This is a genomic window from Pseudomonas sp. Leaf58 (assembly GCF_003627215.1).
Lineage (GTDB): Bacteria > Pseudomonadota > Gammaproteobacteria > Pseudomonadales > Pseudomonadaceae > Aquipseudomonas.
Map to the genome: position 1 here is coordinate 5,147,270 of NZ_CP032677.1, position 24,498 is coordinate 5,171,767.

24 protein-coding genes are annotated in these 24,498 nt (G+C 62.5%); 10 read left to right on the forward strand and 14 right to left on the reverse strand.

From position 1 onward, the window contains the following. Nucleotides 1–2: 2 nt before the first annotated feature. Nucleotides 3–785: a sulfite exporter TauE/SafE family protein gene (locus tag DV532_RS23840; protein ID WP_056794270.1), complete on the reverse strand. Its 783-nt coding sequence runs from the start codon at nt 783–785 to the stop codon at nt 3–5. Between the two features lie 129 nt (nt 786–914). On the opposite strand from DV532_RS23840, the gene DV532_RS23845 reads away from it, so the two are divergent. Beyond that, on the forward strand, nt 915–1,661 hold the full coding sequence (locus DV532_RS23845) for an NRDE family protein (RefSeq protein WP_056794268.1): 747 nt from the start codon (nt 915–917) through the stop codon (nt 1,659–1,661). 118 nt (nt 1,662–1,779) lie between these two features. Here DV532_RS23845 and ptsP read toward each other — a convergent pair whose 3' ends face one another. Together ptsP and DV532_RS23855 are read right to left on the reverse strand one after the other, a co-directional pair. Continuing rightward, complete coding sequence (gene ptsP, locus DV532_RS23850) at nt 1,780–4,059, reverse strand: phosphoenolpyruvate--protein phosphotransferase (RefSeq protein ID WP_056794266.1); 2,280 nt, start codon at nt 4,057–4,059, stop codon at nt 1,780–1,782. 22 nt (nt 4,060–4,081) lie between these two features. Next, the gene (locus tag DV532_RS23855) at nt 4,082–4,561 is read right to left on the reverse strand and encodes an RNA pyrophosphohydrolase (protein WP_003249017.1); all 480 of its coding nucleotides are present in this window, start codon (nt 4,559–4,561) and stop codon (nt 4,082–4,084) included. A gap of 141 nt (nt 4,562–4,702) precedes the next feature. Between DV532_RS23855 and DV532_RS23860 the strand changes: the two genes are divergently transcribed. Next, the gene (locus DV532_RS23860; protein WP_056796611.1) at nt 4,703–5,359 is read left to right on the forward strand and encodes an HAD family phosphatase; all 657 of its coding nucleotides are present in this window, start codon (nt 4,703–4,705) and stop codon (nt 5,357–5,359) included. A gap of 112 nt (nt 5,360–5,471) precedes the next feature. Here the strand turns inward: DV532_RS23860 and DV532_RS23865 are convergent, their stop codons facing one another. Together DV532_RS23865 and ilvA are read right to left on the reverse strand one after the other, a co-directional pair. Next, on the reverse strand, nt 5,472–5,897 hold the full coding sequence (locus DV532_RS23865) for a DUF2269 domain-containing protein (protein WP_056794264.1): 426 nt from the start codon (nt 5,895–5,897) through the stop codon (nt 5,472–5,474). A gap of 44 nt (nt 5,898–5,941) precedes the next feature. After that, nucleotides 5,942–7,456: a threonine ammonia-lyase, biosynthetic gene (ilvA, locus tag DV532_RS23870; RefSeq protein ID WP_056794261.1), complete on the reverse strand. Its 1,515-nt coding sequence runs from the start codon at nt 7,454–7,456 to the stop codon at nt 5,942–5,944. 133 nt (nt 7,457–7,589) lie between these two features. Here ilvA and rpiA point away from each other — a divergent pair, with 133 nt between their 5' ends. After that, the gene (gene rpiA / locus DV532_RS23875) at nt 7,590–8,264 is read left to right on the forward strand and encodes a ribose-5-phosphate isomerase RpiA (RefSeq protein WP_056794259.1); all 675 of its coding nucleotides are present in this window, start codon (nt 7,590–7,592) and stop codon (nt 8,262–8,264) included. A 132-nt stretch (nt 8,265–8,396) separates the two neighbouring features. On the opposite strand, the gene DV532_RS23880 is transcribed toward rpiA, so the two are convergent. The 4 genes from DV532_RS23880 to DV532_RS23895 form a co-directional block, all read right to left on the reverse strand. Further along, nucleotides 8,397–9,299: an SdiA-regulated domain-containing protein gene (locus tag DV532_RS23880; RefSeq protein WP_056794257.1), complete on the reverse strand. Its 903-nt coding sequence runs from the start codon at nt 9,297–9,299 to the stop codon at nt 8,397–8,399. A gap of 90 nt (nt 9,300–9,389) precedes the next feature. After that, entirely contained in the window at nt 9,390–10,310 is a 921-nt protein-coding gene (locus DV532_RS23885; protein WP_056794255.1) for an SdiA-regulated domain-containing protein, read from the reverse strand. Nucleotides 10,311–10,431: 121 nt separating this feature from the next. Beyond that, nucleotides 10,432–11,097: a fumarylacetoacetate hydrolase family protein gene (locus DV532_RS23890; protein WP_056794253.1), complete on the reverse strand. Its 666-nt coding sequence runs from the start codon at nt 11,095–11,097 to the stop codon at nt 10,432–10,434. Nucleotides 11,098–11,122: 25 nt separating this feature from the next. Continuing rightward, on the reverse strand, nt 11,123–12,520 hold the full coding sequence (locus DV532_RS23895) for an FAD-binding oxidoreductase (RefSeq protein WP_056794252.1): 1,398 nt from the start codon (nt 12,518–12,520) through the stop codon (nt 11,123–11,125). 171 nt (nt 12,521–12,691) lie between these two features. On the opposite strand from DV532_RS23895, the gene serA reads away from it, so the two are divergent. After that, complete coding sequence (gene serA / locus DV532_RS23900) at nt 12,692–13,921, forward strand: phosphoglycerate dehydrogenase (protein WP_056794249.1); 1,230 nt, start codon at nt 12,692–12,694, stop codon at nt 13,919–13,921. 47 nt (nt 13,922–13,968) lie between these two features. Here serA and DV532_RS23905 read toward each other — a convergent pair whose 3' ends face one another. After that, nucleotides 13,969–14,445 carry a DUF4399 domain-containing protein gene (locus DV532_RS23905; protein WP_056794247.1) on the reverse strand — a complete coding sequence of 159 codons (477 nt, stop codon included), beginning with the start codon at nt 14,443–14,445 and terminating at the stop codon, nt 13,969–13,971. Nucleotides 14,446–14,668: 223 nt separating this feature from the next. Between DV532_RS23905 and DV532_RS23910 the strand changes: the two genes are divergently transcribed. Continuing rightward, entirely contained in the window at nt 14,669–15,157 is a 489-nt protein-coding gene (locus DV532_RS23910; RefSeq protein ID WP_056794245.1) for an ABC transporter substrate-binding protein, read from the forward strand. A 122-nt stretch (nt 15,158–15,279) separates the two neighbouring features. On the opposite strand, the gene DV532_RS23915 is transcribed toward DV532_RS23910, so the two are convergent. Further along, nucleotides 15,280–15,783 (reverse strand): DUF523 domain-containing protein, encoded by a 504-nt coding sequence (locus DV532_RS23915; RefSeq protein WP_056794243.1) that lies wholly within the window; start codon nt 15,781–15,783, stop codon nt 15,280–15,282. Beyond that, entirely contained in the window at nt 15,770–16,405 is a 636-nt protein-coding gene (locus tag DV532_RS23920) for a 2OG-Fe(II) oxygenase (RefSeq protein WP_082476728.1), read from the reverse strand. Before DV532_RS23920 ends, DV532_RS23915 begins: the two co-directional genes overlap by 14 nt. A 110-nt stretch (nt 16,406–16,515) precedes the next feature. On the opposite strand from DV532_RS23920, the gene DV532_RS23925 reads away from it, so the two are divergent. Beyond that, on the forward strand, nt 16,516–17,268 hold the full coding sequence (locus DV532_RS23925) for a DUF2059 domain-containing protein (protein WP_056794241.1): 753 nt from the start codon (nt 16,516–16,518) through the stop codon (nt 17,266–17,268). Here the strand turns inward: DV532_RS23925 and DV532_RS23930 are convergent, their stop codons facing one another. Further along, nucleotides 17,269–18,195, reverse strand: coding sequence for an alpha/beta hydrolase (locus DV532_RS23930; RefSeq protein ID WP_056794239.1), 927 nt, complete (start codon nt 18,193–18,195; stop codon nt 17,269–17,271). Between the two features lie 120 nt (nt 18,196–18,315). On the opposite strand from DV532_RS23930, the gene DV532_RS23935 reads away from it, so the two are divergent. From DV532_RS23935 to DV532_RS23945, 3 genes are all read left to right on the forward strand, one after another. After that, a complete protein-coding gene (locus DV532_RS23935; RefSeq protein WP_056794237.1) occupies nt 18,316–18,879 on the forward strand; it encodes a DUF6436 domain-containing protein in 564 nt (187 codons plus the stop codon). An 85-nt stretch (nt 18,880–18,964) separates the two neighbouring features. Beyond that, nucleotides 18,965–21,157 (forward strand): S-type pyocin domain-containing protein, encoded by a 2,193-nt coding sequence (locus tag DV532_RS23940; protein WP_056794235.1) that lies wholly within the window; start codon nt 18,965–18,967, stop codon nt 21,155–21,157. Beyond that, nucleotides 21,154–21,429, forward strand: coding sequence for a bacteriocin immunity protein (locus DV532_RS23945; protein WP_056794233.1), 276 nt, complete (start codon nt 21,154–21,156; stop codon nt 21,427–21,429). Before DV532_RS23940 ends, DV532_RS23945 begins: the two co-directional genes overlap by 4 nt. Nucleotides 21,430–21,467: 38 nt before the next feature. On the opposite strand, the gene DV532_RS23950 is transcribed toward DV532_RS23945, so the two are convergent. After that, on the reverse strand, nt 21,468–22,019 hold the full coding sequence (locus DV532_RS23950; RefSeq protein WP_056794231.1) for a sugar O-acetyltransferase: 552 nt from the start codon (nt 22,017–22,019) through the stop codon (nt 21,468–21,470). Nucleotides 22,020–22,106: 87 nt separating this feature from the next. Between DV532_RS23950 and DV532_RS23955 the strand changes: the two genes are divergently transcribed. Further along, a complete protein-coding gene (locus tag DV532_RS23955; RefSeq protein ID WP_056794229.1) occupies nt 22,107–24,470 on the forward strand; it encodes a penicillin acylase family protein in 2,364 nt (787 codons plus the stop codon). Nucleotides 24,471–24,498: the final 28 nt, after the last annotated feature.

Genomic DNA, 24,498 nt, shown 5'->3' on the forward strand with positions numbered 1-24,498 from the left:
ATTCAAATCAAAAAGCTGAGGCCAACACAGAACAACAGGGCTGCGAACAGGCGTTTCAACAAGCGTGGCGCCAACTTGTGCGCCAGGCGTGCGCCGAAACGGGCAAAAAACATGCTGGTCACGGCAATGCCGACCAGCGCCGGCAGGTACACGTAACCGAGGCTATGAGGCGGCAGGTGCTCCTCGTGCCAGCCCAGTAGCATGAAGCTCAGGGCACTGGCCAACGCAATCGGCAGGCCACAGGCCGAGGACGTGGCCACCGCCTGTTGCATGGGCAGGCTGCGCCAGGTCAGGAATGGCACGGTCAGCGAGCCGCCGCCGATGCCAAAAATGGCCGAGGCCCAGCCAATCACGCCACCGGCACCAACCAGCGCGGGTTTACCTGGGATGCCACGGCTGGCCTTGGGTTTGAGGTCCAGGGCCATCTGCGCGGCGATGACCAGGGCGAACACGCCGATGATTTTTTGCAGCAGCGGGCCTTGGATCAGCGAGGCGGTTTTGGCGCCGACTCCAGCACCCAGGAGGATGCCAATGGTCATCCAGGCGAAGACCGGCCACTGCACCGCGCCCTTGCGGTGGTGCTCGAGCACGGCGTTGATCGAGGTGAAGACGATGGTTGCCAGCGACGTCCCGACCGCCAGGTGGGTCAGCACCGAGGCGTCGAAGCCCTGCAGGGTGAAGCTGAACACCAGCACCGGCACGATGATGATGCCACCGCCCACGCCGAACAGCCCGGCCAGCACACCGGCACAGGCACCCAACAGCAAATAGAGCACGAATTCCATTCGTCTTCCCCGAAAAAACAATGCGGCATGGTAACGGAAGCTGGGTTCGAGGCTCTAGTGAAGTCTGTGTCAGGATGGATCAGCCCCACCGCTGTGGGTAAAGTGGCAAAAAACACAGAGGCCCAACCGATGTGCCTGATTGTATTCGCTTGGCGGCCGGGGCATGCCCTGCCGCTGATCGTGGCGGCCAACCGCGACGAGTTCTATGCCCGCCCTGCCCTGCCCCTGGCGGGCTGGGAGGATGCGCCTGGGGTGTATGCGGGGCGTGACCTGGAAGCCGGTGGTACTTGGCTGGGGGTGGGCCCACAGGGGCGCTTTGCGGCGCTGACCAATATCCGTGACCCCGGCCAAGCGCAGGGGGCGCGCTCGCGGGGTGAACTGGTAGCGGCGTATCTGCAGGGTGAGCTGGGGGTCGAGGCTTATCTGGGGCAGGTGGCCAGCCGCGTTGGGCAGTATTCGGGGTTCAACCTGCTGGTGGGTGATGGCCGGCAGCTGGGTTACCTGAATGCTCGGGAAGGCACGCCGCGCCTGCTGACTACTGGGGTTTATGGGTTGTCCAATGCTGGGCTGGATACGCCGTGGCCGAAGCTGGTAAAGGCGCGTAGTGGCTTGGCCGGGTTGCTCGACACGCCAGCGCCGCAGCGGCTGTTGGCGTTACTGGCCGATGGCGAGCCTGCGGCAGATGGTGATCTGCCGGAGACGGGCGTGGGGGTGGCTACCGAGAAGCTATTGTCGAGTGTGTTTATTGCCAGCCAGAATTACGGGACGCGTGCGAGTACGGTGCTAATTGCCGATGATCAGGGGAAAAGGCGCCTGGTTGAGCGCAGTTTCGGGCCTTTTGGAGGGCATCTAGGGGAAGTTGAACTACTGGTCTGATCATTTGATGTTTCCTGTGCGGGCCTCTTCCCGGTTAAACCCGCTCCTACAGGCGGCGCGCAATTGAACTCTAGGAGCGGGTTTACCCGCGAATAGGCCGGGGCAGGCAGCATCAACCTCACAAGGTTTTATTGGCCCCTGGCCCGATCATCCGCGCCAACCCAAGGTTCTTCAGCGCCAGCTGCAGCGAGCTGTGGATAACCTGCGGGTTGTCATGGCTCAAGGCCTCGACCAGCAGTTCCTTGGCCTTGCTCATGTTCACCTGGCGCAGCATCCACTTCACCTTCGGCAGGTTGGTGGCGTTCATCGACAGGCTGTCGAAGCCCATCGCCATCAGCAGGATCGCCGCTGCCGGGTCACCGGCCATCTCCCCACAAATACTCACCGGCTTGCCTTCACCGTGGGCATCGCGCACCACCGTATTCAGCGCCTGCAGTACCGCCGGGTGCAGGTAGTCGTAGAGGTCGGCAACCCGTGGATTGTTGCGGTCTACCGCCAGCAGGTACTGGGTCAGGTCGTTGGAGCCGACCGACAGGAAGTCCACCTGCCGCGCCAGCTCCTTGGTCTGGTACACCGCCGCAGGAATTTCTACCATCACGCCCACCGGCGGCATCGGCACATCGGTGCCTTCGTCACGCACCTCGCCCCAGGCGCGGTGAATCAGGTGCAGCGCCTCCTCCAGCTCGTGGATGCCGGAAATCATCGGCAGCAGGATACGCAGGTTGTTCAGGCCCTCGCTGGCCTTGAGCATGGCCCGGGTCTGCACCAGGAAGATTTCCGGGTGGTCAAGGGTGACGCGGATGCCGCGCCAGCCAAGGAACGGGTTCTCTTCCTTGATCGGGAAGTACGACAGCGCCTTGTCGCCACCGATGTCCAGGGTACGCATGGTCACTGGTAGCGGATGGAACGAAGCAAGTTGCTCGCGATAAATCGCCAGCTGCTCCTTCTCGCTGGGGAAGCGCTGCTGAATCATGAACGGCACTTCGGTGCGATACAGCCCTACCCCTTCAGCCCCACGCTGCTGAGCGCGGGCGACGTCGGCGAGCAGGCCGGTGTTGACCCACAGCGGCATGCGGTGACCGTCCGGGGTGACGCACGGCAGTTCGCGCAGGGCATCGAGGCCCTGGGCCAGCTGGCGTTCTTCTTCAACCACTTCGCTGTATTGCTTGCGTAATACGTCGCTGGGGTTGGTGAATACTTCACCCTTGTAGCCGTCGACGATCATCTCGATGCCGTCGACCTTGGAATACGGCAGGTCGACCAGGCCCATCACCGTGGGGATGCCCATGGCACGGGCCAGGATGGCGACATGGGAGTTACCCGAGCCCAGCACCGAAACCAAGCCGACCAGCTTGCCCTCCGGCACTTCGCCGAGCATCGCCGGGGTCAGCTCTTCACTGACCAGGATGGTGTTGTCGGCATACACCAGCGACTGCGATCGGGCTTCCTGCAGATAAGCCAGTAGGCGCCGGCCCAGGTCTTTGACGTCGGAGGCGCGCTCGCGCAGGTAGTCATCGTCCATCAGCTCGAAGCGGTTGACGTGCTCGCCCACCACTTGGCGCAGGGCGCCCTGGGCCCACTGGCCGGTCTTGATGACCTCGGTCACCTCCCCCCCCAGAGCCGCATCTTCAAGCATCATCAGGTACACGTCGAACAACGCGCGCTCTTCCGGTCGCAGCTGGGTGGCCAGCTTGGCCGACAGCTTGCGCATGTCATCGCGCACGCCTTCAAGGGCGTTCTGGAACAGTTTGAGTTCGGCGTCGATGTCATCGACTGCCTTGTCCGGCACCACTTCCAGGTCGGCCGGTGGCAGCATCACCACGGCGCGCCCCACGGCGGCGCCAGGCGAACCCGGTACGCCAACGAAGCGCGCTTCCTGGATACCCTTGCCCTGCCGGCCCAGGCCACGGATCGAACCGGTCGCCTCGGCGTGGGCGATAACCCCGGCGAGCTGGGCACTCATGGTGACCAGGAAGGCCTCTTCACCCTCGTCGAACTGGCGGCGCTCCTTCTGCTGGATGACCAACACCCCGACCACGCGGCGGTGGTGAATGATCGGTGCACCCAGGAAGGAGGCGAATTTTTCTTCGCCGGTTTCGGCAAAGTAGCGGTAACGCGGGTGGTCGGCGGCGTTTTCCAGGTTCAGCGGCTCTTCCCGGGTACCTACCAGGCCGACCAGGCCTTCGTTGGGGGCCATGCTGACCTTGCCAATGGAACGCTTGTTCAGGCCTTCGGTGGCCATCAGCACGAAGCGGTTGGTTTCCGGGTCGAGCAGGTAGACCGAGCAGACCTGACTGCCCATGGCCTCCTTCACGCGCAAGACAATGATCCCCAACGCCGACTTGAGATCTTTGGCGGAGTTTACTTCCTGGACGATCTTGCGCAGCGTATTGAGCATGGCTCGGGGTCGAACTCCGTCGTCAGTCGCGCGTCAGCAGACGCGGTGCTAGCTCTTTCAGGGCGCGTCGGTAGACCTCGCGCTTGAATGTCACAACCTGGCCCAGCGGATACCAATAGCTGACCCAGCGCCAGCCGTCGAATTCCGGTTTGCCAGTCAGGTCCATCCGCACCCGTTGTTCGTTACTGACCAGACGCAGCAGGAACCACTTCTGCTTCTGGCCGATGCACAGCGGCTGGCTATGCGTACGTACCAGGCGCTGGGGTAAACGATAACGCAACCAGCCACGGGTGCAGGCAAGAATTTCCACATCATCGCGTTCAAGGCCAACTTCTTCGTTCAGCTCGCGGTACAGGGCATCTTCCGGCGTCTCGTCAGGGTTGATGCCACCCTGGGGGAATTGCCAGGCATCCTGGTTGATCCGTCGAGCCCATAGCACCTGCCCGGCATCATTGGTAAGAATGATGCCGACATTGGGGCGAAAACCATCCGGGTCGATCACGGCAGCAACCTCGCAAACGCATGTCACCGCATTGTTCCACAAAGCTTGCGAGCGCAGCAACGCGCCCGCCAAGCTTATGTGCAGCAGCGTGAAAACTCCGTATTCTGCGGGCCTACCTTGTGGCTGATGCGAGTGACCGCAATGCGCCTGGCTTTATTCGACCTGGACAATACCCTCCTCGGTGGCGACAGCGACCATGCCTGGGGGGACTACCTGTGCGAGCGCGGCATCCTCGACCCGGTTGCCTACAAGCAGCGCAACGATGGCTTCTACCAGGACTACCTCAACGGCACCCTGGACCTGCAGGCCTACCTGGCCTTTTCCATGGAAATCCTTGCGGCAACGCCCCTGGCCAAGCTTGACGAATGGCACCGCGACTTCATGCGCGACTGCATCGAGCCGATCCTCCTGCCCAAGGCCCTGGCCTTGCTGCAGCAGCACCGCGAAGCGGGCGACCAGCTGCTGATCATCACCGCCACCAACCGCTTCGTCACCGCACCGATTGCCCGGCGCCTGGGGGTGCGGGTGTTGCTAGCGACCGAATGCGAGATGCGCGATGGCCGCTATACCGGGCGTAGTACCGATATACCGTGTTTTCGTGAAGGCAAGGTGACGCGACTGGAACGCTGGATGCTGGAGAACGGCTTTGATCTTGAAGACAGCTACTTCTATAGCGACTCGATGAATGATCTGCCGTTGCTGCAGCGGGTGACGCATGCGGTGGCGGTAGACCCGGACCCGAACCTGCGGGCGGAGGCCGAGAAGCGTGGGTGGCCGGTGGTTTCGTTGCGGGATTGAGGTTTTCCTGTGCCGGCCTCTTCGCGGGTGAACCCGCTCCTACAACAGCCGGTGTGATCTTTGTAGGCGCGGGTTCACCCACGAAGAGGCCGGCACAGGCAACCGAGGAATATCAGACTGGCTTGGCCCCCATGAGCCCCGCGATGGACAGGAAGCAAACCCCACTGAACACTGCCAGTGCCAGGGTAAAGCGCAACCCCACCACCTCAGCCTTGCGCAGCCGGCTCAGCCGCACCAGCAGCCACCACACGGCAAACGCGCCGAGCGTGTAGATGACACTGGACGCCAGCACCCAGGTCTGCCCCAGCGGCCAGCCCACCAGGTGCACCAGCCACCAGCCGGTGAACGGCATGCTCACCAGGCTCAAGCCCATCACCAGCCAGACGAACACCAGCGGCCGGCGCAGTAACTTGGCGTAGGCCTCGTCATCGCCCCGACGTCTGGCGCGCACGGTCCAGATCGCCAGGCCCAGCGCGCCCAGCAGCAGGAGTGCGGTGGCGATAATGTGCAGGGTTTTGACGGTGGTCAGGTGTTCCATGTCTCGGTTGTCCTTAAGCAGCCCATCAGCCCCAGCTTAGCCGCTCAGCCCAAAAACAGCTTGTAAGCCGGGTTTTCAGTCTCGTCCCAGTACGGGTAGCCGATCTTGGCCAGCGCCGCCGGCACCAGGTGGCGCTCGTCTTCCGGCACTTGCAGCCCTGCCACCACGCGCCCGTCAGCGGCGCCATGGTTGCGGTAGTGGAACATCGAAATGTTCCAACGCCCGCCCAGCTTGTTGAGGAAGTTGAACAGCGCCCCCGGCCGTTCGGGGAATTCGAAGCGCAGCACCATCTCGTCACTGGCACCCGCCGAATGGCCGCCGACCATGTGGCGAATATGCAGCTTGGCCAGTTCGTTGTCGGTCAGGTCGGTAACCGGGAAGCCCTGCTCGGCCAGTTGCTGCACCAGCCCTGCCCGGGGGTCGTTTTCCGGGTGGGTCTGCACGCCGACAAAGATGTGCGCCTCATCGGAGGTGTGCTTGCGGTAGTTGAATTCGGTGATCTGGCGCTTGCCAATGGCCTCGCAGAAGGCCTTGAAGCTGCCCGGGCGCTCGGGAATGGTCACGGCGATGATGGCTTCGCGCTTTTCGCCCAGTTCGGCACGCTCGGCCACATGGCGCAGGCGATCGAAGTTGACGTTGGCGCCGGAATCGATCGCCACCAGCGTCTGCCCGGTGACGCCGTACAGCTCGACGTACTTCTTGATGCCCGCCACACCCAAGGCACCGGCAGGTTCGGTGATCGAGCGGGTATCGTCGTAAATATCCTTGATAGCTGCGCAAATCTCGTCGGTGCTGACGGTAACCACTTCATCCACATGGTGGCGGCAAATATCGAAGGTGTGCTGGCCGATCTGCGCCACCGCCACGCCGTCGGCAAACAGCCCCACCTGTGGCAGCACCACGCGCTCGCCCGCCGCCATGGCCGCCTGCAGGCAGTTGGAATCGTCCGGCTCGACGCCGATCACCTTGATGTCCGGGCGCAGGTACTTCACGTAGGCAGCAATGCCAGCGATCAGGCCGCCACCGCCCACGGGTACGAAAATCGCATCCAACTGGCCTGGGTGCTGGCGCAGGATTTCCATGGCCACGGTGCCCTGCCCGGCGATGGTGTGCGGGTCGTCGTAAGGGTGGACGTAGACGAAGCCCTTTTCATCGACCAATTTCAGCGAATAGGCCAGCGCCTCGGGGAACGAGTCACCATGCAGTACCACCTTGCCACCGCGCGAGCGCACGCCTTCGATTTTGATCTCCGGGGTGGTCTTGGGCATCACGATAGTGGCCTTGATGCCCATTTCACGCGCAGCAAGGGCCAGCCCCTGGGCATGGTTGCCGGCCGAAGCGGTGACCACGCCACGGGCCAGTTCTTCTGGGCTCAACTGCGCCAACTTGTTGTAAGCCCCGCGAATTTTGAACGAGAACACCGGCTGCAGGTCCTCGCGCTTGAGCAGAACCTGGTTGCCCAGGCGCTTGCTCAGCTGCCCGGCGCTCTGCAGCGGAGTTTCGACGGCAACGTCATAGACGCGCGAGGTGAGGATCTTCTTGACGTACTGTTCGAGCATCGGGAATGCATCACTGGGCCGCGGGACGAGGGCTGCGAGTCTACCCCAGCGCTACGTCGGGCGACCACAGCAAAGCCGCCTGAGCCGTTATACTAGGCAACTTTGAAACCGCCCTGCCCCTTCCGGAGCCCGCATGACCCAGGACCAACTCAAACAGGCCGTCGCCCAGGCCGCTGTCGACTTCATTCTGCCCAAGCTGGATGAAAAGAGCGTCGTCGGCGTCGGTACCGGTTCGACCGCCAACTTCTTCATCGACGCCCTGGCTCAGCACAAGACCGCCTTCGACGGCGCGGTCGCCAGCTCCGAAGCCACTGCGCAGCGCCTGAAGGGCCACGGTATCCCGGTCTATGAGCTGAACAGCGTCAGCGAGCTGGAGTTCTACGTGGACGGCGCCGACGAGAGCGACGCGCACCTGAACCTGATCAAAGGCGGCGGCGCGGCCCTGACCCGCGAGAAAATCGTCGCGGCCGTGGCCAAGACCTTCATCTGCATCGCCGACGCCAGCAAGCTGGTGCCGGTGCTGGGCGCCTTCCCGCTGCCGGTCGAAGTGATCCCGATGGCCCGCAGCCACGTGGCACGCCAGCTGGTCAAGCTGGGCGGCGACCCGGTGTACCGCGAAGGCGTGGTCACCGACAACGGCAACGTGATCCTCGACGTGTACAACCTGCAGATCACCAACCCGGTTGAGCTGGAAGCGCAGATCAACGCCATCGTTGGCGTGGTCACCAACGGCCTGTTCGCGGCGCGGCCGGCGGATCTGCTGCTGCTGGGTACTTCGGAAGGCGTGAAAACCCTGAAGGCCGAATAACCTTCTTCTGTATTGTGCTGCTTGTCAGGGCCTCTTCGCCGGCAAGCCAGCGCCCTCAAGGACCGCACAGGGTCTGAAATCTGTGGGGTACTTGGGGGGCTGGCTTGCCGGCGATAAGGCCCTCACAGGCAATCAATCTGCCGGCTGCTTGAACACATAGAACAGGTTCGGCTCACTGACCAGGTAGATAGTCCCCGCCTCGTCCATCGCAATCCCCTCCGCCTGCGGCACCGTCGCCTGTAAGCCCTGAAATCCCTTGCGCAACGCCATGGTGCTCAGCGGCCTGCCCTCCACATCCAGCTCCAGCACCAGCCGTGACTCGTCCGATAGCGCCAGCAGGTGCCCGCTGCGCTCATCGAACTGCAAGCTCGACAGGTCCCGCACAAACAGCCGTGAATCGCGTTTGCGGTCTTGTACCACGTGCACCGCATAGGGCAGCTCCGGGTTGTCATGCGGGAAGCCATGCACCTCGTAGATCAACATGGGGTCGCGCTCCTTGGCCACGAACAGGCGCTTGCCCGCCGAATCGTAAGCCAGCCCCTCAAAGCCTTTATTGCCGTTCAGGCCGATGCCCAAGGTCAGTTGCTCGGCATCGCCGGCGTCGAGGAACAGGGTGTCGTCCGCCAGGCGCACGCGAATCAGCCGCTGCTGACGCTCGTCGGTGATCACATAGCTGTTCGGCCCGACATACTCCACAGCTTCCGGGTCGCCGAAGCCGGTCAGCGGCACCCGACGCAGGATGCGCCCGTCCAGCGACAACTCAATCAGCTCCGAGCGGGCATTGGTGACGGTGAACAGGGTCTTGCGCTCGGGGTCGTAGGTCAGTGCCGACAGGTCGTCATCCAGCCCTTCGACCGGCTGCGCCTCCAGCACTACCTGGTAGCGGTGCAGGCCGATGCTTTGCTCGGCGGGCTGCCACCAGGCCTTGAGGTTGAACCAGCCACGCTCGAACAGGCGGAACTCCTGCCCGGCCCAACCGAGCAGGAGTAGGCCGCAAACGGCCAGGACAAACGACAGGCGAACAAAACGACGCATGAAAGCAGACTCGACATGGGGGTGGCGAATCTAACCATTAACGGCTGAAGCAAAGCTTAATGTCAGCGTCGGGCAAGTCTGAGAATGCTGTCAGTTCTTTTTGAAGCGATAGAACAGTGCCGGCTCGCTGACCATGTACAGGTTGCCCTTATCGTCCATGGCGACGCCTTCGGCCCGCGGGATGGTGTGTTCCAGGCCATTGAAGCCGCCGAGCAAGGTCATGAAGCTGACTTGTTGGCCTTGCTCGTCCAGCTCCAGCAGCATGTTGGAGTCGGCCGACAGCACCAGCAGGTGGCCGGTGCGCGGGTCTACGCCCAACGCCGAGAGATTGCGCAGGTCCAGTTCATCGCTGGGCAGCGGCTGCTTTTCGCCGGCAAGCGGGCTGCGGCCATCGGTATTCCAGGTATACAGCTTAGGCGGGCGTTCTTCCCCGATCACCATGCGCTGGTGCAGCGGGTCCCAGGCTACCGCTTCGAAGCCCTTGTTGCTCTTCACCGATTGGCCCAGGTCGTAACTTTTGAAGTCATCGTGGTTGAGTGAGGCCGTTTGGGCATCCACTTTGACCAAGGTCAGGTCGTGCAGGCGCTCGTCGGTAATTGCCAGGTAACCGTCTTCCAGTACGGCGACGCCTTCCGGGTTGTTCCAGCCGTTGAGCGGGATCTTGCGCAGCACATCGCCATCCAGGTTCAGCTCGACCAGGATCGGGTGCTTGCCCATGACCGCGAACAGGGTCCGCGTACGTGGGTTGAAGGCCACGTCGGAGGCTTCGTCATCTTCCATACCCGGCAGCGGCTTGGCGTCGATGTCGACCTGGTAGTCCGGCAGCCATACGCTCTCGCTGCGTTCGGCGGTGCTTTCGAAGCTTTCCTTGACCCACAGCGCGCCGCGGTCATCCCAGTGCATGGCCATGGCCAAGCCATAGCCGATCACCGCTGCAACGGCCAGGCCGAAGGGCCAGCGCAGATAGAAACGACGCTTGGAAGTTAGCGGGGCGCTGGAGGGTGATGGCATGCGGGGGTCCTGGAGATAGGGGCGTAGGTACGCGCATTATCCGCATTGGGTGTGAAAAAATCGGTAAACAGGGCCGGCCTCTTCGCGGGCACGCCCGCGAAGAAGGCAACCCGGTTGTGGCTCAGAGCACCCGGCTTTCGAAGCGGCTTACACCCGGCAATTCCAACACCAGCTCATCACCGACATTGAACGGCCCCACACCCGCTGGGGTGCCGGTAAGGATCACATCCCCCGCCTGCAGCGAAAAATGCGCGGCCATGTGCTGGATCATTGGCACGATCGGGTTGAGCATCATCGCGCTGTTGCCGTCCTGGCGCACTTCGCCGTTGACAGTCAGCCGCACCGGGATGTCGGTCACATCCTCGAAGCTGCCAGCCGACACGAACGGCGGCAGCACGCAGGCGCCATCAAAGCACTTGGCCAACTCCCACGGCAGGCCCTTCTCTTTCAGCTTGGCCTGCACGTCGCGAAGGGTCAGGTCCAGCGCCGGGGCATAACCGGAAATCGCGTCCAGCACCTCTTCCTCGGTTGGATGAGTCGACAGCGGTTTGCCCAGCAGCACCGCAATTTCGGCCTCATAGTGCACCGAACCGCGCTCGGTCGGGATCTTGAAGCCACCTTCAGCCGGTACCACGCAGCTGCCCGGTTTGATGAACAGCAGCGGCTCGCTGGGGATGGGGTTGTCCAGTTCCTTGGCATGCTCGGCATAGTTACGGCCAATGCACACTACCTTGCCCAACGGGAAGTGAATGCGCGTGCCGTCTACGTACTGGTGCTGGTAACTCATGGCCGACTCCTCTGGCTACTGCTTTTTAATCAGGTGCGAAGATCTTACCCGGATTCATGATGCCGTTAGGGTCGAAGACGGCCTTTATTGCCTTCATGCAGGCGATTTCTTGGGCTGAGCGGCTGTAGCCCAAGTAGTCGCGTTTGGTCATGCCCACACCATGCTCGGCGGAAATCGAGCCGTTGTAGCGCTCGACGATCTCGAACACCCACTTGTTGACCTTGGTGCACGAGGCAAAGAAGTCGTCCTTGCTCATGTGCTCGGGCTTGAGGATGTTCAGGTGCAGGTTGCCGTCGCCGATGTGGCCGTACCACACCACTTCGTAATGCGGGTAATGCTCGGCGACGATGGCATCGATATCGCGCAGGAACGCCGGCACTTTCGACACGGTGACGGAAATGTCGTTCTTGTACGGGGTCCAGTGCGAAATGGTTTCCGACAGGTACTCGCGTAGCTTCCATAGGTTTTTCAGCTGGGTTTCGCTCTGGCTCATCACGCCGTCCAGCACCCAGCCCTGCTCCACGCAATGCTCGAAGGTGGCCAAGGCCTCGTTGGCCACCTCCTCGGTGCTGGCCTCGAACTCCAGCAGTGCGTAAAACGGGCAGGCGGTGTCGAACGGCGCCGGCACGTCGCCACGCGCCAGGATCTTGGCTAGACCCTTGTCGGAGAAAAACTCGAAGGCGGTCAGGTCCAGCTTGCCCTGGAAGGCATGCAGCACCGGCATGATCGAGTCGAAGTCCGCTGTGCCCAGCACCATGGCAGTGAGGTTGCGCGGTGCGCGGTCCAGGCGCATGGTGGCTTCGACCACGAAGCCCAGGGTGCCTTCGGCGCCGATGAACAGCTGGCGCAGGTCGTAGCCGGTGGCGTTCTTGATCAGGCCCTTGTTCAGTTCAAGCAACTCGCCCTTGCCAGTGACCACTTTCAGCCCAGCCACCCAGTTACGGGTCATGCCATAGCGAATCACTTTGATGCCACCGGCATTGGTACCGATGTTGCCACCAATCTGGCTGGAGCCACTGGAAGCGAAGTCCACGGGGTAATACAGGCCCTGTTCTTCGGCGTAAGCTTGCAGCTGCCGGGTGATTACCCCAGGCTGGCAGACCACGGTGTGGTCGAAGGCATTGAAGTCGAGAATTTGGTTCATGGCGTCGAAGGCGACCACCACCTCACCATTGGCCGCCACCGCGCCGGCGGAAAGCCCAGTACGCCCGCCAGACGGCACCAGCGCCACCTTGTGCGTATTGGCCCAGCGGACAATCGCCTGTACCTGCTCTACCGTCTTGGGCAAAACGATGGCACTGGGCGCCGGCGGGTAATGCTTGGTCCAGTCCTTACCATAGGCTTCGAGGGAAGCCGCGTCGGTCAGGACCTTGCCAGGGTCGACGAGGGTCATCAGTTCTTCAATAACAGCGGGGTGGGTCATCGCTGGAACTCTCGACTTATTCATAGTCACCCTGAGCACTCTTCACCTGTCGGGATAAGCTCAGATTGTGTCGCGTATGCTAGCATAGCCCTCCCGCTGTTCATGCTAAGGCTGCCCTGGCGCCTGGCATCACCCCTCGCCATTTTTTCTCCGGGATACAGGTTTACGCAGATGAGCAAGACTTCTCTCGACAAGAGCAAGATCCGGTTCCTTCTTCTTGAAGGTGTGCACCAGAACGCGGTCGATACCCTCAAGGCCGCCGGCTACACCAACATCGAATACCTCACTGGTTCGCTGCCGGAAGCCGAGCTGAAGGAAAAGATCGCTGATGCCCACTTCATCGGCATCCGTTCGCGCACCCAGCTGACCGAAGAGATCTTCGACTGCGCCAAGAAACTGGTCGCCGTTGGCTGCTTCTGCATCGGCACCAACCAGGTTGACCTGGAAGCTGCCCGCGAGCGCGGCATCGCCGTATTCAACGCACCTTACTCCAACACCCGTTCGGTGGCCGAGCTGGTACTGGCCGAGGCCATTTTGCTGCTGCGCGGCATCCCCGAGAAAAACGCTTCCTGCCACCGTGGTGGCTGGATCAAGAGCGCGGCCAACTCCTTCGAAATCCGCGGCAAGAAGCTGGGTATCGTCGGTTACGGCTCGATCGGCACCCAGCTGTCGGTCCTGGCCGAAAACCTGGGCATGCAGGTGTACTTCTTCGACCCGCTGACCAAGCTGCCACTGGGCAACGCCGTGCAGGTCACCAGCCTGAACGAACTGCTGGGCCTGGCCGACATCGTCTCGCTGCACGTGCCTGAACTGCCGTCCACCCAGTGGATGATCGGCGAGAAAGAAATCCGTGCGATGAAGAAGGGCTCGATCCTGATCAACGCCGCCCGTGGCACCGTGGTCGAACTGGACCACCTGGCCGCCGCGATCAAGGATAAGCACCTGATCGGCGCCGCCATCGACGTGTTCCCGGTCGAGCCGCGCTCCAACGACGAAGAGTTCGAAAGCCCGCTGCGTGGCCTGGACAACGTGATCCTGACCCCGCACATCGGTGGTTCCACCGCCGAAGCCCAAGCCAACATCGGCCTGGAAGTGGCCGAGAAGCTGGTCAAGTACAGCGACAACGGTACTTCCGTGTCCTCGGTCAACTTCCCGGAAGTGGCCCTGCCGGCGCACCCAGGCAAGCACCGTTTGCTGCACATCCACGAAAACATCCCTGGCGTGCTCAGCGAGATCAACAAGGTCTTCGCCGAAAACGGCATCAACATCTCCGGTCAGTTCCTGCAGACCAACGAGAAAGTCGGTTACGTGGTGATCGACGTTGACGCCCAGTACTCGGACCTGGCGCAAGAGAAGCTGCAACAGGTCAAGGGCACTATCCGTTCCCGCGTTCTGTTCTAAGTTCGCTGGCACCATGAAAAAGGGAGGCCCTGGTGGCCTCCCTTTTTTTATTTCACTTCAACCGTGATTTTCTGCGACACGACGCTCGGCTTGAACGGCACGTGGAACTGGTCACCCAGTATCAACTGCAAGGTGTGCTTGCCCGGGGTGAGGGTGATGCTGGTTTCAGTCTGCGCCTTGCCGAAGTGCAGCACTTGCGGCCCATCCGGCAGTGCAGTACCGGCCTGAGGCATCAAACTGGACGGCAACGGCATGTCAGCCACTGGCTCTTTGTCCACATCCACCAACAGATGGTGGTGCCCGGTGTGCGGGGTGTGATCACCCGCAGGCTTGAGCGCCATGCCCTCGATGCCGAACTTGACGGTGAAGGTCTTGTCGACCGTGGCGCCATCGGCGGGGGAAACGATGAAGACCTTGGCCTCCTTGGGCGGCTCCTGGCTCTTCAGGGCATCTGCGGCACTGGCAAGCACCGACGTCCCCATCAGCAGACCAGCAACGGCAGCACGCAAAAATAGGCTGTTCATTCACTTCTCCTGTGATTCACTTATTAACCGCCGCCGCTACTCCAGCAGCGGCGGTGTTTCACCTTAGTTGAAATATTCGCGAAGGTGTTCACATTGCCTGACAGAAATATTTCCGTCAGGGTTAAACAATGCCGAGGCTTCAAGGTCATAGGCTGCGCTCGATCACGGCGAGGAAGAAAGCCGTGGCGAAAGTTATTCATCTGCTAGAAGAAAAGGGGCATTCATGCGTTCGACCATAGGTGTGCTGCTGGCAGTACTGATCAGTCCATTGGCTCAGGCGGAGCTGATAGACGAAATTGCCGACCGGGGCGAACTGCGCATTGCTGTGCAGCCTGACAATTCACCGTTCGCCTTCAAGCAAGATGACCATCTGACCGGTTTCGACATCGAGTTCGGCCAGGACCTGGCCAGGGAGCTGGACTTGCGCGCCGAGTTCATCGAAGCCACCGCGGCAGAGGTATTGCCCGGCGTCGAGAGTGGCAAGTACGACATCGCACTGACCCCGTCGAATGAATCACCCAAGGGTGACGGCCCGCTCGATGTGAGCCTGCCGTTTGGCAAGAAGCAGCTGGTGATACCGTTCCAGAAGGACAACCCGGCGTTCGAGAGTGCCGTGAACAATGCGCTGCAGCGGCTCAAGGACAGCGGGCGGACTGCCGAGCTTGAACAAAAGTGGTTCAAGGGTGTGCCCGAGACTGCGACCGGGCAGTAGTGATCGGGTTGTCTGTACCGGCCTCTTCGCGGGCAAGCCCGCTCCTACAAGAGCAGAGCAACTGTCCGGATGTGTGCGGTTGCTGTAGGAGCGGGCTTGCCCGCGAAAGGGCCAGCACAGGCTTAAGCTGAAAGCCCAGCCAGCGCCCGCTGCGCGGCGTCCAGCTCCAGCTCGCTGAACACCTGCACGCCCGCCCGCCGCAGCAACGCCGTGGTCACCCCTTCCCCCGCCACCTTCACGCCACTGAACGTGCCGTCATAGGTCAACCGGTTGCCACATGAAGGGCTGCCCGACTTCAGCACCGCCACGCCAATACCATGCTGGCGCACCAGCTCCATCGCCCGCTGCGCACCGGCCAGAAACTCGGCACTGACATCTTCGCCCGTCAGGGTAATCACCTGCGCACCGCCATCAAGCACCTCACCGCCCTGCCCGCCGGGGATCTCCGCTGGCGGGCGCGGGGTCGGTAAACCGCCGGCTACCTCCGGGCACAACGGCACCACGCGCCCTTCGGCCTGCCACTGCTGCAACAGGTCGGGGTGGCCACTGGCGCGGCCGTCATAGCGCACCGGCTGCCCCAGTAGGCAGGCGCTGACCAGCACCTTGGGCAGGTCAGAACGGGTCATTGCCACGGCGCCGGAACCAGCCGGTCAACGACAGCCGCTCCCGCCCAGCCGGCAGCACTTCATGGGGTACCTCGCCGGACAGGAATACCACCAAGCAGCCCGCCACCGGCTGCACGTCATGCACCTCTTCATCGGCGAGGAACATACGTAATTGCCCGCCATCTTCTGGCTGCCAGCCTTCGTTGAGGTACAGCACTGCCGAGACCATGCGTCGATCGTCATCGCGGAAACGGTCAAGGTGCCGCCGGTAGAACGCGCCGGGCGGGTACAGGGCAAAATGGCACTCGAAGTCTTCCAGGCCAAGGAACAGGCCCTGGTTGATGGCCTGACGCAAGTGGTCCATGGCCGTCAGGTACTGGTCGCACGCCTCGGCTTGGCCAGGGTCGATCCACTGGATCTGGTCGCCGCGGATGGCCTCGCGCACCTCCTGGGCATCACCGCGCCCAACACCGGCGGGGTTGAGTTCGCCTTCGGCATCGCGGCGCCGGCATTCGGCCGCCAGCGCGCGCACCAAGTCGGCAGGCAGAAAGAGCGCCTGCTGGGACCAGCCATGGGTGGCCAGATCGTCGACGACGGCCGCAAGCATCGGGTGTTCAGGGGAGATGTGCATGGCGCGCATCATATCCATTAGCCAGGCACTCGCACAGCGCCACTTGGCCGAGAAATACGCGGGTGTCTCGACAAAATGGCGCCGGGCCAAGGACAATAGCCACCTGCCGACAGGAGTCCTGAATGCGCCGTCTGTTTTCCCTGATTCTGCTGATGATCTGCACTATGCCTGTCTGGGCAGACAACCTGGATCAACTGTACAAGGCCGCCGGCTGGCCCGACCAGCGCGCCCATTTCAACGATGCCCTGAGCGCCGCCCAGGAACGCTACCGCAACAGTTTGCCACCCGCCGTGTACCAGGCGCTAGTCAACAACAGCAACCAGCGCTTCCAGGCCCAGGCGGTGGATCGGCGTGCCCAGGCGAAACTGCGCGCGGCGCTGGCCAACCCGGCACCGGCACTGGCGTTCTTCCAGTCGCCGCTGGGGCGCAAAGTGGTGGCCGCCGAACTCAAAGCCACGCGCAAAGATGAGCTGGCCAAGAATGCCAAGGGCCTGCCGAAAATCCAGGCCAGCGACGACCGCCTGCTGGTCATCGGCCACTTGGCCCAGGCCCTGCCGGCGCGTGAGGCGGGTGCCGAAGTCAGCCTGGCCATCGCTGGCGTGGCTGCCGACAGCCTCAGCTCGATGATCCCCGGCCTGTTTGGCGGCGGCCAGGCCCAAGGCCTGCTCGACGGCCAGCGCCAGCGCCTGATGAGCCAGATCGGCGAAGACCTCAACAACACCTTGCTGTACGTCTACCGCGACCTGAGCGATGCCGAGCTGGAACAGTTCGCCACCTTTGCCGAGTCAGCCGACGGCAAGGCGTACTACCAGGCCGCCCTGGCCGCCGTTCGCGCAGGCCTGGCGGTTGGCCAGAGCAGCAACGACCTGAAGTGATCAGCCCAGGCGCTGGTCGATGAAGTCGAAGTAGCGCTGGCGAATGCCCGGCAGCTCGTTGGCCAAGTGGTGGCGAGCTTCGGGCAGCAGCAAAATCTGCGGCTCGGCGAACTTGGCCTTGAGCACTTCGAGGTTGTAGGGCCAGTCCACTGTGCCATCGGCCTCCCCCTGTACGATCAATGGCCGCCGCGTACTGGTCGGTGCGGCCTCGATGCGTTTGACCCAGGCGATCAAGGCGCCCACCCAGGCGGTGGGCAGGCGGCGCGGCTGCAACGGGTCAGCTTCCAGGAACGGCAGGAAGGCCGGGTCGTTGGTGTTCTCGCTGAAACGCCGTTCAATGCCGTTGACGAAGTGGCGCAACACCCGATAGCTCAACTTCGACCAGCGCCAGGAACAAGGCCGCACCAGCGGCGCCAACAGGATGACCTGGCCGTCGATGGGGCTGCGGGCGCCCTGGTGCAGCAGGTGGTCCACGGCGATGGCGCCGCCCGTGCTTTGCCCGCACAGGTGCCACGGGCGCGGCAGCTGCAGCGTGCGCGCCTGCTCGAACAAGGCCTCCAACACCTGCTGGTACACCGCGAAATCACTGATGCTGGCCCGCTCGCCGCTGGACAGGCCGTGGCCGGGCAGGTCGCAGCTGATCACCGCAAAACCCTGCTTGAGCGCCCATTCGATCACATGCCGGTACAGGCCCATGTGGTCGTAGTAGCCGTGCAGCAAGAACAGCGTCGCGCTGGGCTGCTCAGGTAGCCAGGCTTGCCCGACCAGCTCGAACCCCGCCGCCTGAAAACGGCCTAACCAGCTGTGTGCGGGTAGGTTCAGGCCATAAAAGCGCTGGTAGTCCTGCGCTTGCGCCGACAGCGGCTGGCGTGCGGTGAATGGCGCCAGGCTGGCGCGCAAGCGTTCGGGGTGAAAGGCAAGGGGCATCGGGTACATCCACATTGACGCAAGTATTGATCTGGAATCTTCAGCTCTGGCCAGCCCCATGGCAAGCTTGCTCACCTTCTAGCCACCAGCACCGCACCTACAGGGGACCGCGGAAACTTCATGAAGAACCGGATTATCAAACCGTTGCTCACGGCAATCGCCCTGCTGCTCTGCGCCACTCTGCTTTGGCAGGCCTACACCACCTTCCAGGCCCGCTACCTGCGCCCGTTCGACAACCAAACCACGCTGTTCGACGGTAGCCAGCTGCAACTGCCTCCTGAACTGGCCGGCCCCGGCCCGATCCGCGTGGTGCACTTCTGGGACCCGGCCTGCCCGTGCAACGTCGGCAACCAGCAGCACCTGGGCGACCTGGTCAGCCAGTTCGCCAGCCAGGGCGTGAGCTTCCACGTGCTGCAAAGGCCCGGCAGCCACGGCCAGTTGCCGGCCAACCTCAGCACCCTCGAGCCACTCGCCAGCCTACCCGGCAGCGAACACCTGCCCGCCTCCCCGGCCGTGGCCATCTGGGACCGCCAAGGCCACCTGGCCTACTTCGGCCCGTACAGCGAAGGGGCGGTGTGCAATGCCAGCAACAGCTTCATCGAGCCCATCATCAAGGCCTTGCTGGAAGGCCGGCCCGTACAGGCCACCAATACCTTGGCCATAGGGTGTTACTGCCCCTGGTAGATAGCAGGTACACAATAGATATCTACAGCTTCAGCACGAGGGAGGTTTTTTACCGTAGCGGCATACAGATCAATGGAGAAACTGTATGTCACAAGGTCCCACCGAGCTTCCCAATAGCTATGTAGACAGCACCCGCCTTCCCGTCGGCCCCCATCTTTGGGGCACCCATCCCGGCGCATCGTTTCAACTGGTATCCGTTTTCGAGCCTGGGCGCCTGGATATCGACCTGATCGTACAGACCGAAAACGACAAGGCAGGCGTGCACAAGGCGCATGAACAACGCCTGGCCACGCTACAACAAGACCTCGATCAGGCCATACGTGATCAAGCGGGCTCGCTGGATGGCCTTGGCGAAGTCCAGGCGAACGAGCGCACCATCGCTGCCGTCAACGAGCTTCAGGCATTGTTCGCTGCACGCCTGCAAGCAACCCGTGACCAGGCTTACAGCTTCTTCGGCGGTGACCCGGTAAATCGCAACCTTCATGAATTCCTGGCCGTAGCCCGAAAACCGAACGCCCCGGCAGACCCTCAGCAAGCTTGGCTCGATGCCTACCGGGCGGCGTTCGACGTGAAGTACCTGGAGCAGGTGACCGGCGAGTTGGCCCAGCGCCAACAACAACTGCAGAGCACCTTGTCTGCACTCAGGGCAAGGGAAGGTCATGATCAGGACATTGACCGGACGCTTCAACAGTACCATCAGGCACTTGCTCAACTGGGCACAGCCAGCCAAGCGTTCCTGCAAGCCAGCAGCACGCTGCAAGCAATGCTGACGGCCTTCGGGCGCCACCCGCAAGAAAGCATTGCCCCGCCAGCAGCACTCGAACATAGCCGCGAGCTGGAGCGGGAAACTTCGGACCTGCTCAAGGCGCGCGGGCAATTGGCAGTGTCCTACGCCGGCGTGCAACGGGGTCGAGACCACTTGGCGGCGCAAGCTGTCTGGATCGATACCGCCATCCAGTACAGCGCGCCAGGTGCCTCCGAAGGCCTCAGGGCAACATTGTTCGATGTGCAGGCTCAGCTACAAGCCCAGGTCGCCGCTTACACCCAATCATCAACCACTGATGCTGCAGCGCTGATGCAGCTGCTGGCACAAGCCGATCATACCGCCGCCAGCGCTTTCGATGAGCAGACGTCGCTGGCCGCCTTATCAGGCCAAACCCCTGGCAACACACCCGTAACGTTCAACGCCTGGGTAGCCAGCATCCACCACCCGCTCATTCTGGCGACCTCACGCGGTGGCATGGCCCATTTCGAACCGGTCTGGGTCGACTTTGCCGAGGCACTCGGCAAAGCCGCCCAACGCCTGCTCACCGGGGGGGTCCTGGCTGTCGCTAGGTATGTTCCTCTGATGCTGTATTCAGCTCGTCTGGGCGATGGCGAACGCATGGGGGTGACTGTCCCGCTCGCCCTGATGAGTCCCGGCGCGGACCTTACCCTCGAAGCAAACCGCAAAGCTGGCCAGACGCTTGAGCTGCCGTTGCGGATGGATGCTGTCCCTCAGGGTACGCAGACCGAAGTGTACCTGGCGGCCACAGATGGCAGCGGCATTCTGCGCGACGTGCGTGTACGCCAGGCGCAGTGGGACGCCGCCCAAGGCGCGTACAGGTTTACCGCCGAAGGCCTGGGTAGCGCGACGCTGCTGTGGCACCCGGCGACGCCGCCCTCGACGCTGTCCGTCACCGGCGAGAACGGCACCGTCATCCCCGGTTCCCCTATCGTCGAGGACCTGCAGAAGCACCTGCCGGGCCCTATCATCGTCCCGCCGGAACCGGATATCCGTACGTTCCCCGAACTGCCCGACCTGCAGATCGACGACTACGTCATCATCTTCCCGGCGGACTCGGGGCTGGCGCCGATCTATGTGATGTTGCGCAGCCCGCGGAATTTGCCGGGGGTTGCGAGTGGCAATGGCGTTGTTACACCTGACAGGGTTCTGGATGCAGCCACCACTGCTGCGGGTGCGCCGATTCCTGCAAGAATCGCGGAACGCCTGAAAGGGCGGCGTTATACACGGTTCGATAGGCTTCGAGAGGCGATCTGGAAGGAAATTGTTGCAGATGAAGTCTTCAGGCAGCACCTGACTCGTGTGGACATTCAGAATATGGAGAATGGGATTGCGCCCTACTCGCGGAAAGAAGATCGGGTAGGTAAACGGATAAAACTAGAGATACATCATAAGCATGAGATAGCTGAAGGCGGGGCCGTGTATGACTTGGATAATCTGGTCCTCATGACTCCCAAGGTCCACATCAACGAACACAAAGGGAGCAATCCATGATTTTCAAGGACAAACTGGAGGATTACACAGAGGATGAGTTTCTTGTGCTGGTTTCGGTACTTTTTGAAAATCGCACAGGACTTCATGGCGTCGAACTGGAACAGCTTAGAGACAAGGTTGTTTTTCATTTCGAGAAGATCACAGAACACCCCGATGGTCTGGATGTTATCTGCTATCCGCCACCTGGATCGGAAGACAGCCCCAACGGCGTCCTAGAACGCATCAGAGCATGGCGCGCCGCCAACGGCAAACCCGGCTTCAAACCCGCCTGACCCAAAGCCCTGCAGCCAACACCGCAGGGCTTTTAATATCAACCACGCACCCGCGCAGGGTTGCCCACCACCACCGCCCCTGCCGGCACGTCACGGGTGACCACACTACCAGCCCCCACCACGGCGTTGTCGCCAATGGTCACCCCTGGCAGGATGACCGCCGCGCCACCAATCCAAACGTTGTTGCCAATGATCACCGGCCGTCCGCTCTCCAGCCCACTGCGCCGCACCTCGGCGTCGAGCGGATGGTCAGCGGCGTAGATCTGCACGTTGGGGCCGATCTGGCAGTCGTCGCCGATATGCACCGGCGCCACATCCAGAATCACGCAGTTGAAGTTCATGAAGGTATTGCGACCGACACTGATGTTGTAGCCATAGTCGCAATAGAACGGTGGGCGAATCACGGCGCCTTCGCCAACCAGGCCAAAGTGCTCTGCCAACAGCCCATGTCGAGCGTCGTTGAGCAATTCGACGCTGCTGTTGTAACGGTGCATCCAGTGCTTGTTGGCAATCTGCTCGGCCTGCAACTCGGGGCAGCCAGCGTGGTAGAGCTGGCCTGTAAGCATTTTCTGTTTTTCGCTGAGGGACATGGAAACTCCTCCTTGGGGGCTATGCTCTGTTCGCGAATCCGCCCATGATCGGACCACATTTTTCGCTTGAACGCTCAAGGAGCCTGCATGAAGCGCAGCCTCACCCTGTTGGCCCTAGTCGTTGCCGTAGCCGCCGGCGCAGGTTACTGGTACGTGCAAGGCAAGCTGCCGCAACGCGAGGGCGAGGTGGCCATGGCCGGGCTGCAAGCGCCAGTCAGCGTGCGCTACGACGCCCGTGGCGTGCCGCATTTGCAGGCGCAAAACGAGCCGGACCTGTACCGCGCCCTGGGCTACGTACATGCCCAGGACCGGCTGTTCCAGATGGAGATCATGCGCCGCCTGGCCCGCGGTGAGCTGGCCGAGGTACTGGGCGACAAGCTGCTGCCCACCGATACCCTGTTCCGCAGCCTGCGCATTCGCGAGCAGGCCGCCCTGATGGCCAAGCGTCAGGACCCGCAATCACCTGCATCGCAGGCCCTGCAAGCGTACCTCGATGGGGTCAACAGCTGGCAGGCCAGCCATCCCAAGCCCATGGAGTTCGACCTGCTCGGTATCACCCCGCGGCCATTCACCACTGAAGATACCCTGAGCATCGCCGGTTACTTGGCCTACAGTTTTGCCGCCGCGTTCCGCACCGAGCCGGCGCTTACCTACATCCGCGACCAACTGGGCCCTGACTACCTGAATATCTTCGACCTTGGCTGGCAGCCCGCGGGGGCACTGAGCACGCCGCTGGCCGCTGCCGATTGGCGCAGCCTGGAGGCTCTCGCCCGGCTCAGCCACGCAGCGCTGGCCGAAGCCGGCATCCCGCAGTTCGAAGGTAGCAATGCCTGGGCGGTCGCGGGTAGCCGCACCCGCAGTGGCAAACCGTTGCTGGCCGGCGACCCGCACATCAGCTTCGCGGTGCCGGCGGTGTGGTACGAGGCTGAGCTAGCGGCGCCAGGCTTCAACCTGTACGGCTACTTCCAGGCGCTCAACCCGTTCGCCCTGCTCGGTCACAACCGTGACTTCGGCTGGAGCCTGACCATGTTTCAAAACGACGATGTCGACCTGATCGCCGAGCGCAGCAACCCCGCCGATGCCAACCAGGTCATGGTCGATGGCAAATGGCAGGCGCTGGAAAAGACCGAGCAGCAGATCGCCATCAAAGGCGAAGCGCCGGTCACCCTCACCTTGCGCCGCTCACCACACGGCCCGATCGTCAACGACGTGCTGGGCGCCACCGCCGGGCCCACGCCAATCGCCATGTGGTGGGCATTCCTGGAAACCGAAAACCCGATCCTCGACGGTTTCTACCAGCTAAACCGCGCCGAAACCTTGGGCAAGATGCGTGAGGCCGCAGCCAAGGTCCATGCGCCGGGGCTGAACTTCGTCTGGGCCAATGCCCGTGGCGATATCGGCTGGTGGGCGGCGGCGCAATTGCCAATCCGCCCCGACGGCGTCGACCCGGCGTTCATCCTCGACGGTGCCAGCGCGCAGGCCGACAAGCTCGGTTTCTACCCGTTCAGCGTCAACCCACAGCAGGAGAACCCGGCGCGGGGCTATATCGTCTCGGCCAACTACCAGCCGCCGGCAGGGGTGCCGGTACCGGGCTACTACAACCTGCCCGACCGTGGCCGCCAGCTCGACCGCCAGCTGGCCAACCCCGAGGTGAAATGGAATACCCAGAATAGCCAGGCGCTGCAGCTGGACACTGCCAGCGATTACGGCCCGCGCACACTGGCACCGCTGCTGGCAACGCTGCGCACAGTGGCGGAAGGAGACGAAGAGAAAGAGCTGGTCGAGCAACTGGCGGCCTGGGGCGGCGACTACCCGCTGGACTCGACCAGCGCCACGCTGTTCAACCAGTTCCTCTACGAGCTGGGGTTCGCAGCGCTGCACGACGAACTGGGCGACACCTGGTTCCCGGTGCTGATCAACACCCGCGTCATCGACGCCGCCTTGCCGCGACTGGCCGCGGACGCCGATTCGCCCTGGTGGACCACACGGGGCGCCAACCAGCGCACCGACCGTACCGCCATCGTACGCATGGCCTGGCAGAACAGCTTGAAGCACCTGCGCAACACCCTGGGCAGTGACCCGGCCAGCTGGCAATGGGGCAAGGCCCATACCCTGACCCACAACCATCCGCTTGGGGTGAAAAAGCCGCTGAACCTGCTGTTCAACGTTGGGCCGTTCGCTGCGCCCGGTACTCATGAAGTGCCGAACAACCTTTCGGCGAAGATCGGCCCGGCGCCATGGCCGGTGACCTATGGGCCGTCGACGCGGCGGCTGGTCGACTTTGCCGATGCCGGGCAGGCGCTGACCATCAACCCGGTCGGGCAGAGTGGCGTGCCGTTCGACAGGCATTATGCCGACCAGGCCGAGGGATATGTGGAGGGGCAGTACCAGAAGGTGCCGATGGGGGTGATTCCGGCGCAGAGTACCTTGCGATTAGTGCCAAGGCCGTAAGGGGCTGCTTCGCAGCCCATTCGCAGCA

What these genes read in the sequence shown, in the direction of transcription:
- ptsP (WP_056794266.1), bottom strand. Translation starts at nt 4,059, where the DNA reads ATGCTCAATACGCTGCGCAAGATCGTCCAGGAAGTAAACTCCGCCAAA.
- DV532_RS23880 (WP_056794257.1), bottom strand. Translation starts at nt 9,299, where the DNA reads ATGCGTCGTTTTGTTCGCCTGTCGTTTGTCCTGGCCGTTTGCGGCCTA.
- DV532_RS23905 (WP_056794247.1), bottom strand. Translation starts at nt 14,445, where the DNA reads ATGAACAGCCTATTTTTGCGTGCTGCCGTTGCTGGTCTGCTGATGGGG.
- serA (WP_056794249.1), top strand. Translation starts at nt 12,692, where the DNA reads ATGAGCAAGACTTCTCTCGACAAGAGCAAGATCCGGTTCCTTCTTCTT.
- DV532_RS23845 (WP_056794268.1), top strand. Translation starts at nt 915, where the DNA reads ATGTGCCTGATTGTATTCGCTTGGCGGCCGGGGCATGCCCTGCCGCTG.
- DV532_RS23895 (WP_056794252.1), bottom strand. Translation starts at nt 12,520, where the DNA reads ATGACCCACCCCGCTGTTATTGAAGAACTGATGACCCTCGTCGACCCT.
- DV532_RS23945 (WP_056794233.1), top strand. Translation starts at nt 21,154, where the DNA reads ATGATTTTCAAGGACAAACTGGAGGATTACACAGAGGATGAGTTTCTT.
- DV532_RS23930 (WP_056794239.1), bottom strand. Translation starts at nt 18,195, where the DNA reads ATGCCCCTTGCCTTTCACCCCGAACGCTTGCGCGCCAGCCTGGCGCCA.
- DV532_RS23955 (WP_056794229.1), top strand. Translation starts at nt 22,107, where the DNA reads ATGAAGCGCAGCCTCACCCTGTTGGCCCTAGTCGTTGCCGTAGCCGCC.
- ilvA (WP_056794261.1), bottom strand. Translation starts at nt 7,456, where the DNA reads ATGCTCGAACAGTACGTCAAGAAGATCCTCACCTCGCGCGTCTATGAC.
- DV532_RS23925 (WP_056794241.1), top strand. Translation starts at nt 16,516, where the DNA reads ATGCGCCGTCTGTTTTCCCTGATTCTGCTGATGATCTGCACTATGCCT.
- DV532_RS23860 (WP_056796611.1), top strand. Translation starts at nt 4,703, where the DNA reads ATGCGCCTGGCTTTATTCGACCTGGACAATACCCTCCTCGGTGGCGAC.
- rpiA (WP_056794259.1), top strand. Translation starts at nt 7,590, where the DNA reads ATGACCCAGGACCAACTCAAACAGGCCGTCGCCCAGGCCGCTGTCGAC.
- DV532_RS23890 (WP_056794253.1), bottom strand. Translation starts at nt 11,097, where the DNA reads ATGAGTTACCAGCACCAGTACGTAGACGGCACGCGCATTCACTTCCCG.
- DV532_RS23885 (WP_056794255.1), bottom strand. Translation starts at nt 10,310, where the DNA reads ATGCCATCACCCTCCAGCGCCCCGCTAACTTCCAAGCGTCGTTTCTAT.
- DV532_RS23915 (WP_056794243.1), bottom strand. Translation starts at nt 15,783, where the DNA reads ATGACCCGTTCTGACCTGCCCAAGGTGCTGGTCAGCGCCTGCCTACTG.
- DV532_RS23865 (WP_056794264.1), bottom strand. Translation starts at nt 5,897, where the DNA reads ATGGAACACCTGACCACCGTCAAAACCCTGCACATTATCGCCACCGCA.
- DV532_RS23840 (WP_056794270.1), bottom strand. Translation starts at nt 785, where the DNA reads ATGGAATTCGTGCTCTATTTGCTGTTGGGTGCCTGTGCCGGTGTGCTG.
- DV532_RS23940 (WP_056794235.1), top strand. Translation starts at nt 18,965, where the DNA reads ATGTCACAAGGTCCCACCGAGCTTCCCAATAGCTATGTAGACAGCACC.
- DV532_RS23935 (WP_056794237.1), top strand. Translation starts at nt 18,316, where the DNA reads ATGAAGAACCGGATTATCAAACCGTTGCTCACGGCAATCGCCCTGCTG.
- DV532_RS23920 (WP_082476728.1), bottom strand. Translation starts at nt 16,405, where the DNA reads ATGATGCGCGCCATGCACATCTCCCCTGAACACCCGATGCTTGCGGCC.
- DV532_RS23950 (WP_056794231.1), bottom strand. Translation starts at nt 22,019, where the DNA reads ATGTCCCTCAGCGAAAAACAGAAAATGCTTACAGGCCAGCTCTACCAC.
- DV532_RS23910 (WP_056794245.1), top strand. Translation starts at nt 14,669, where the DNA reads ATGCGTTCGACCATAGGTGTGCTGCTGGCAGTACTGATCAGTCCATTG.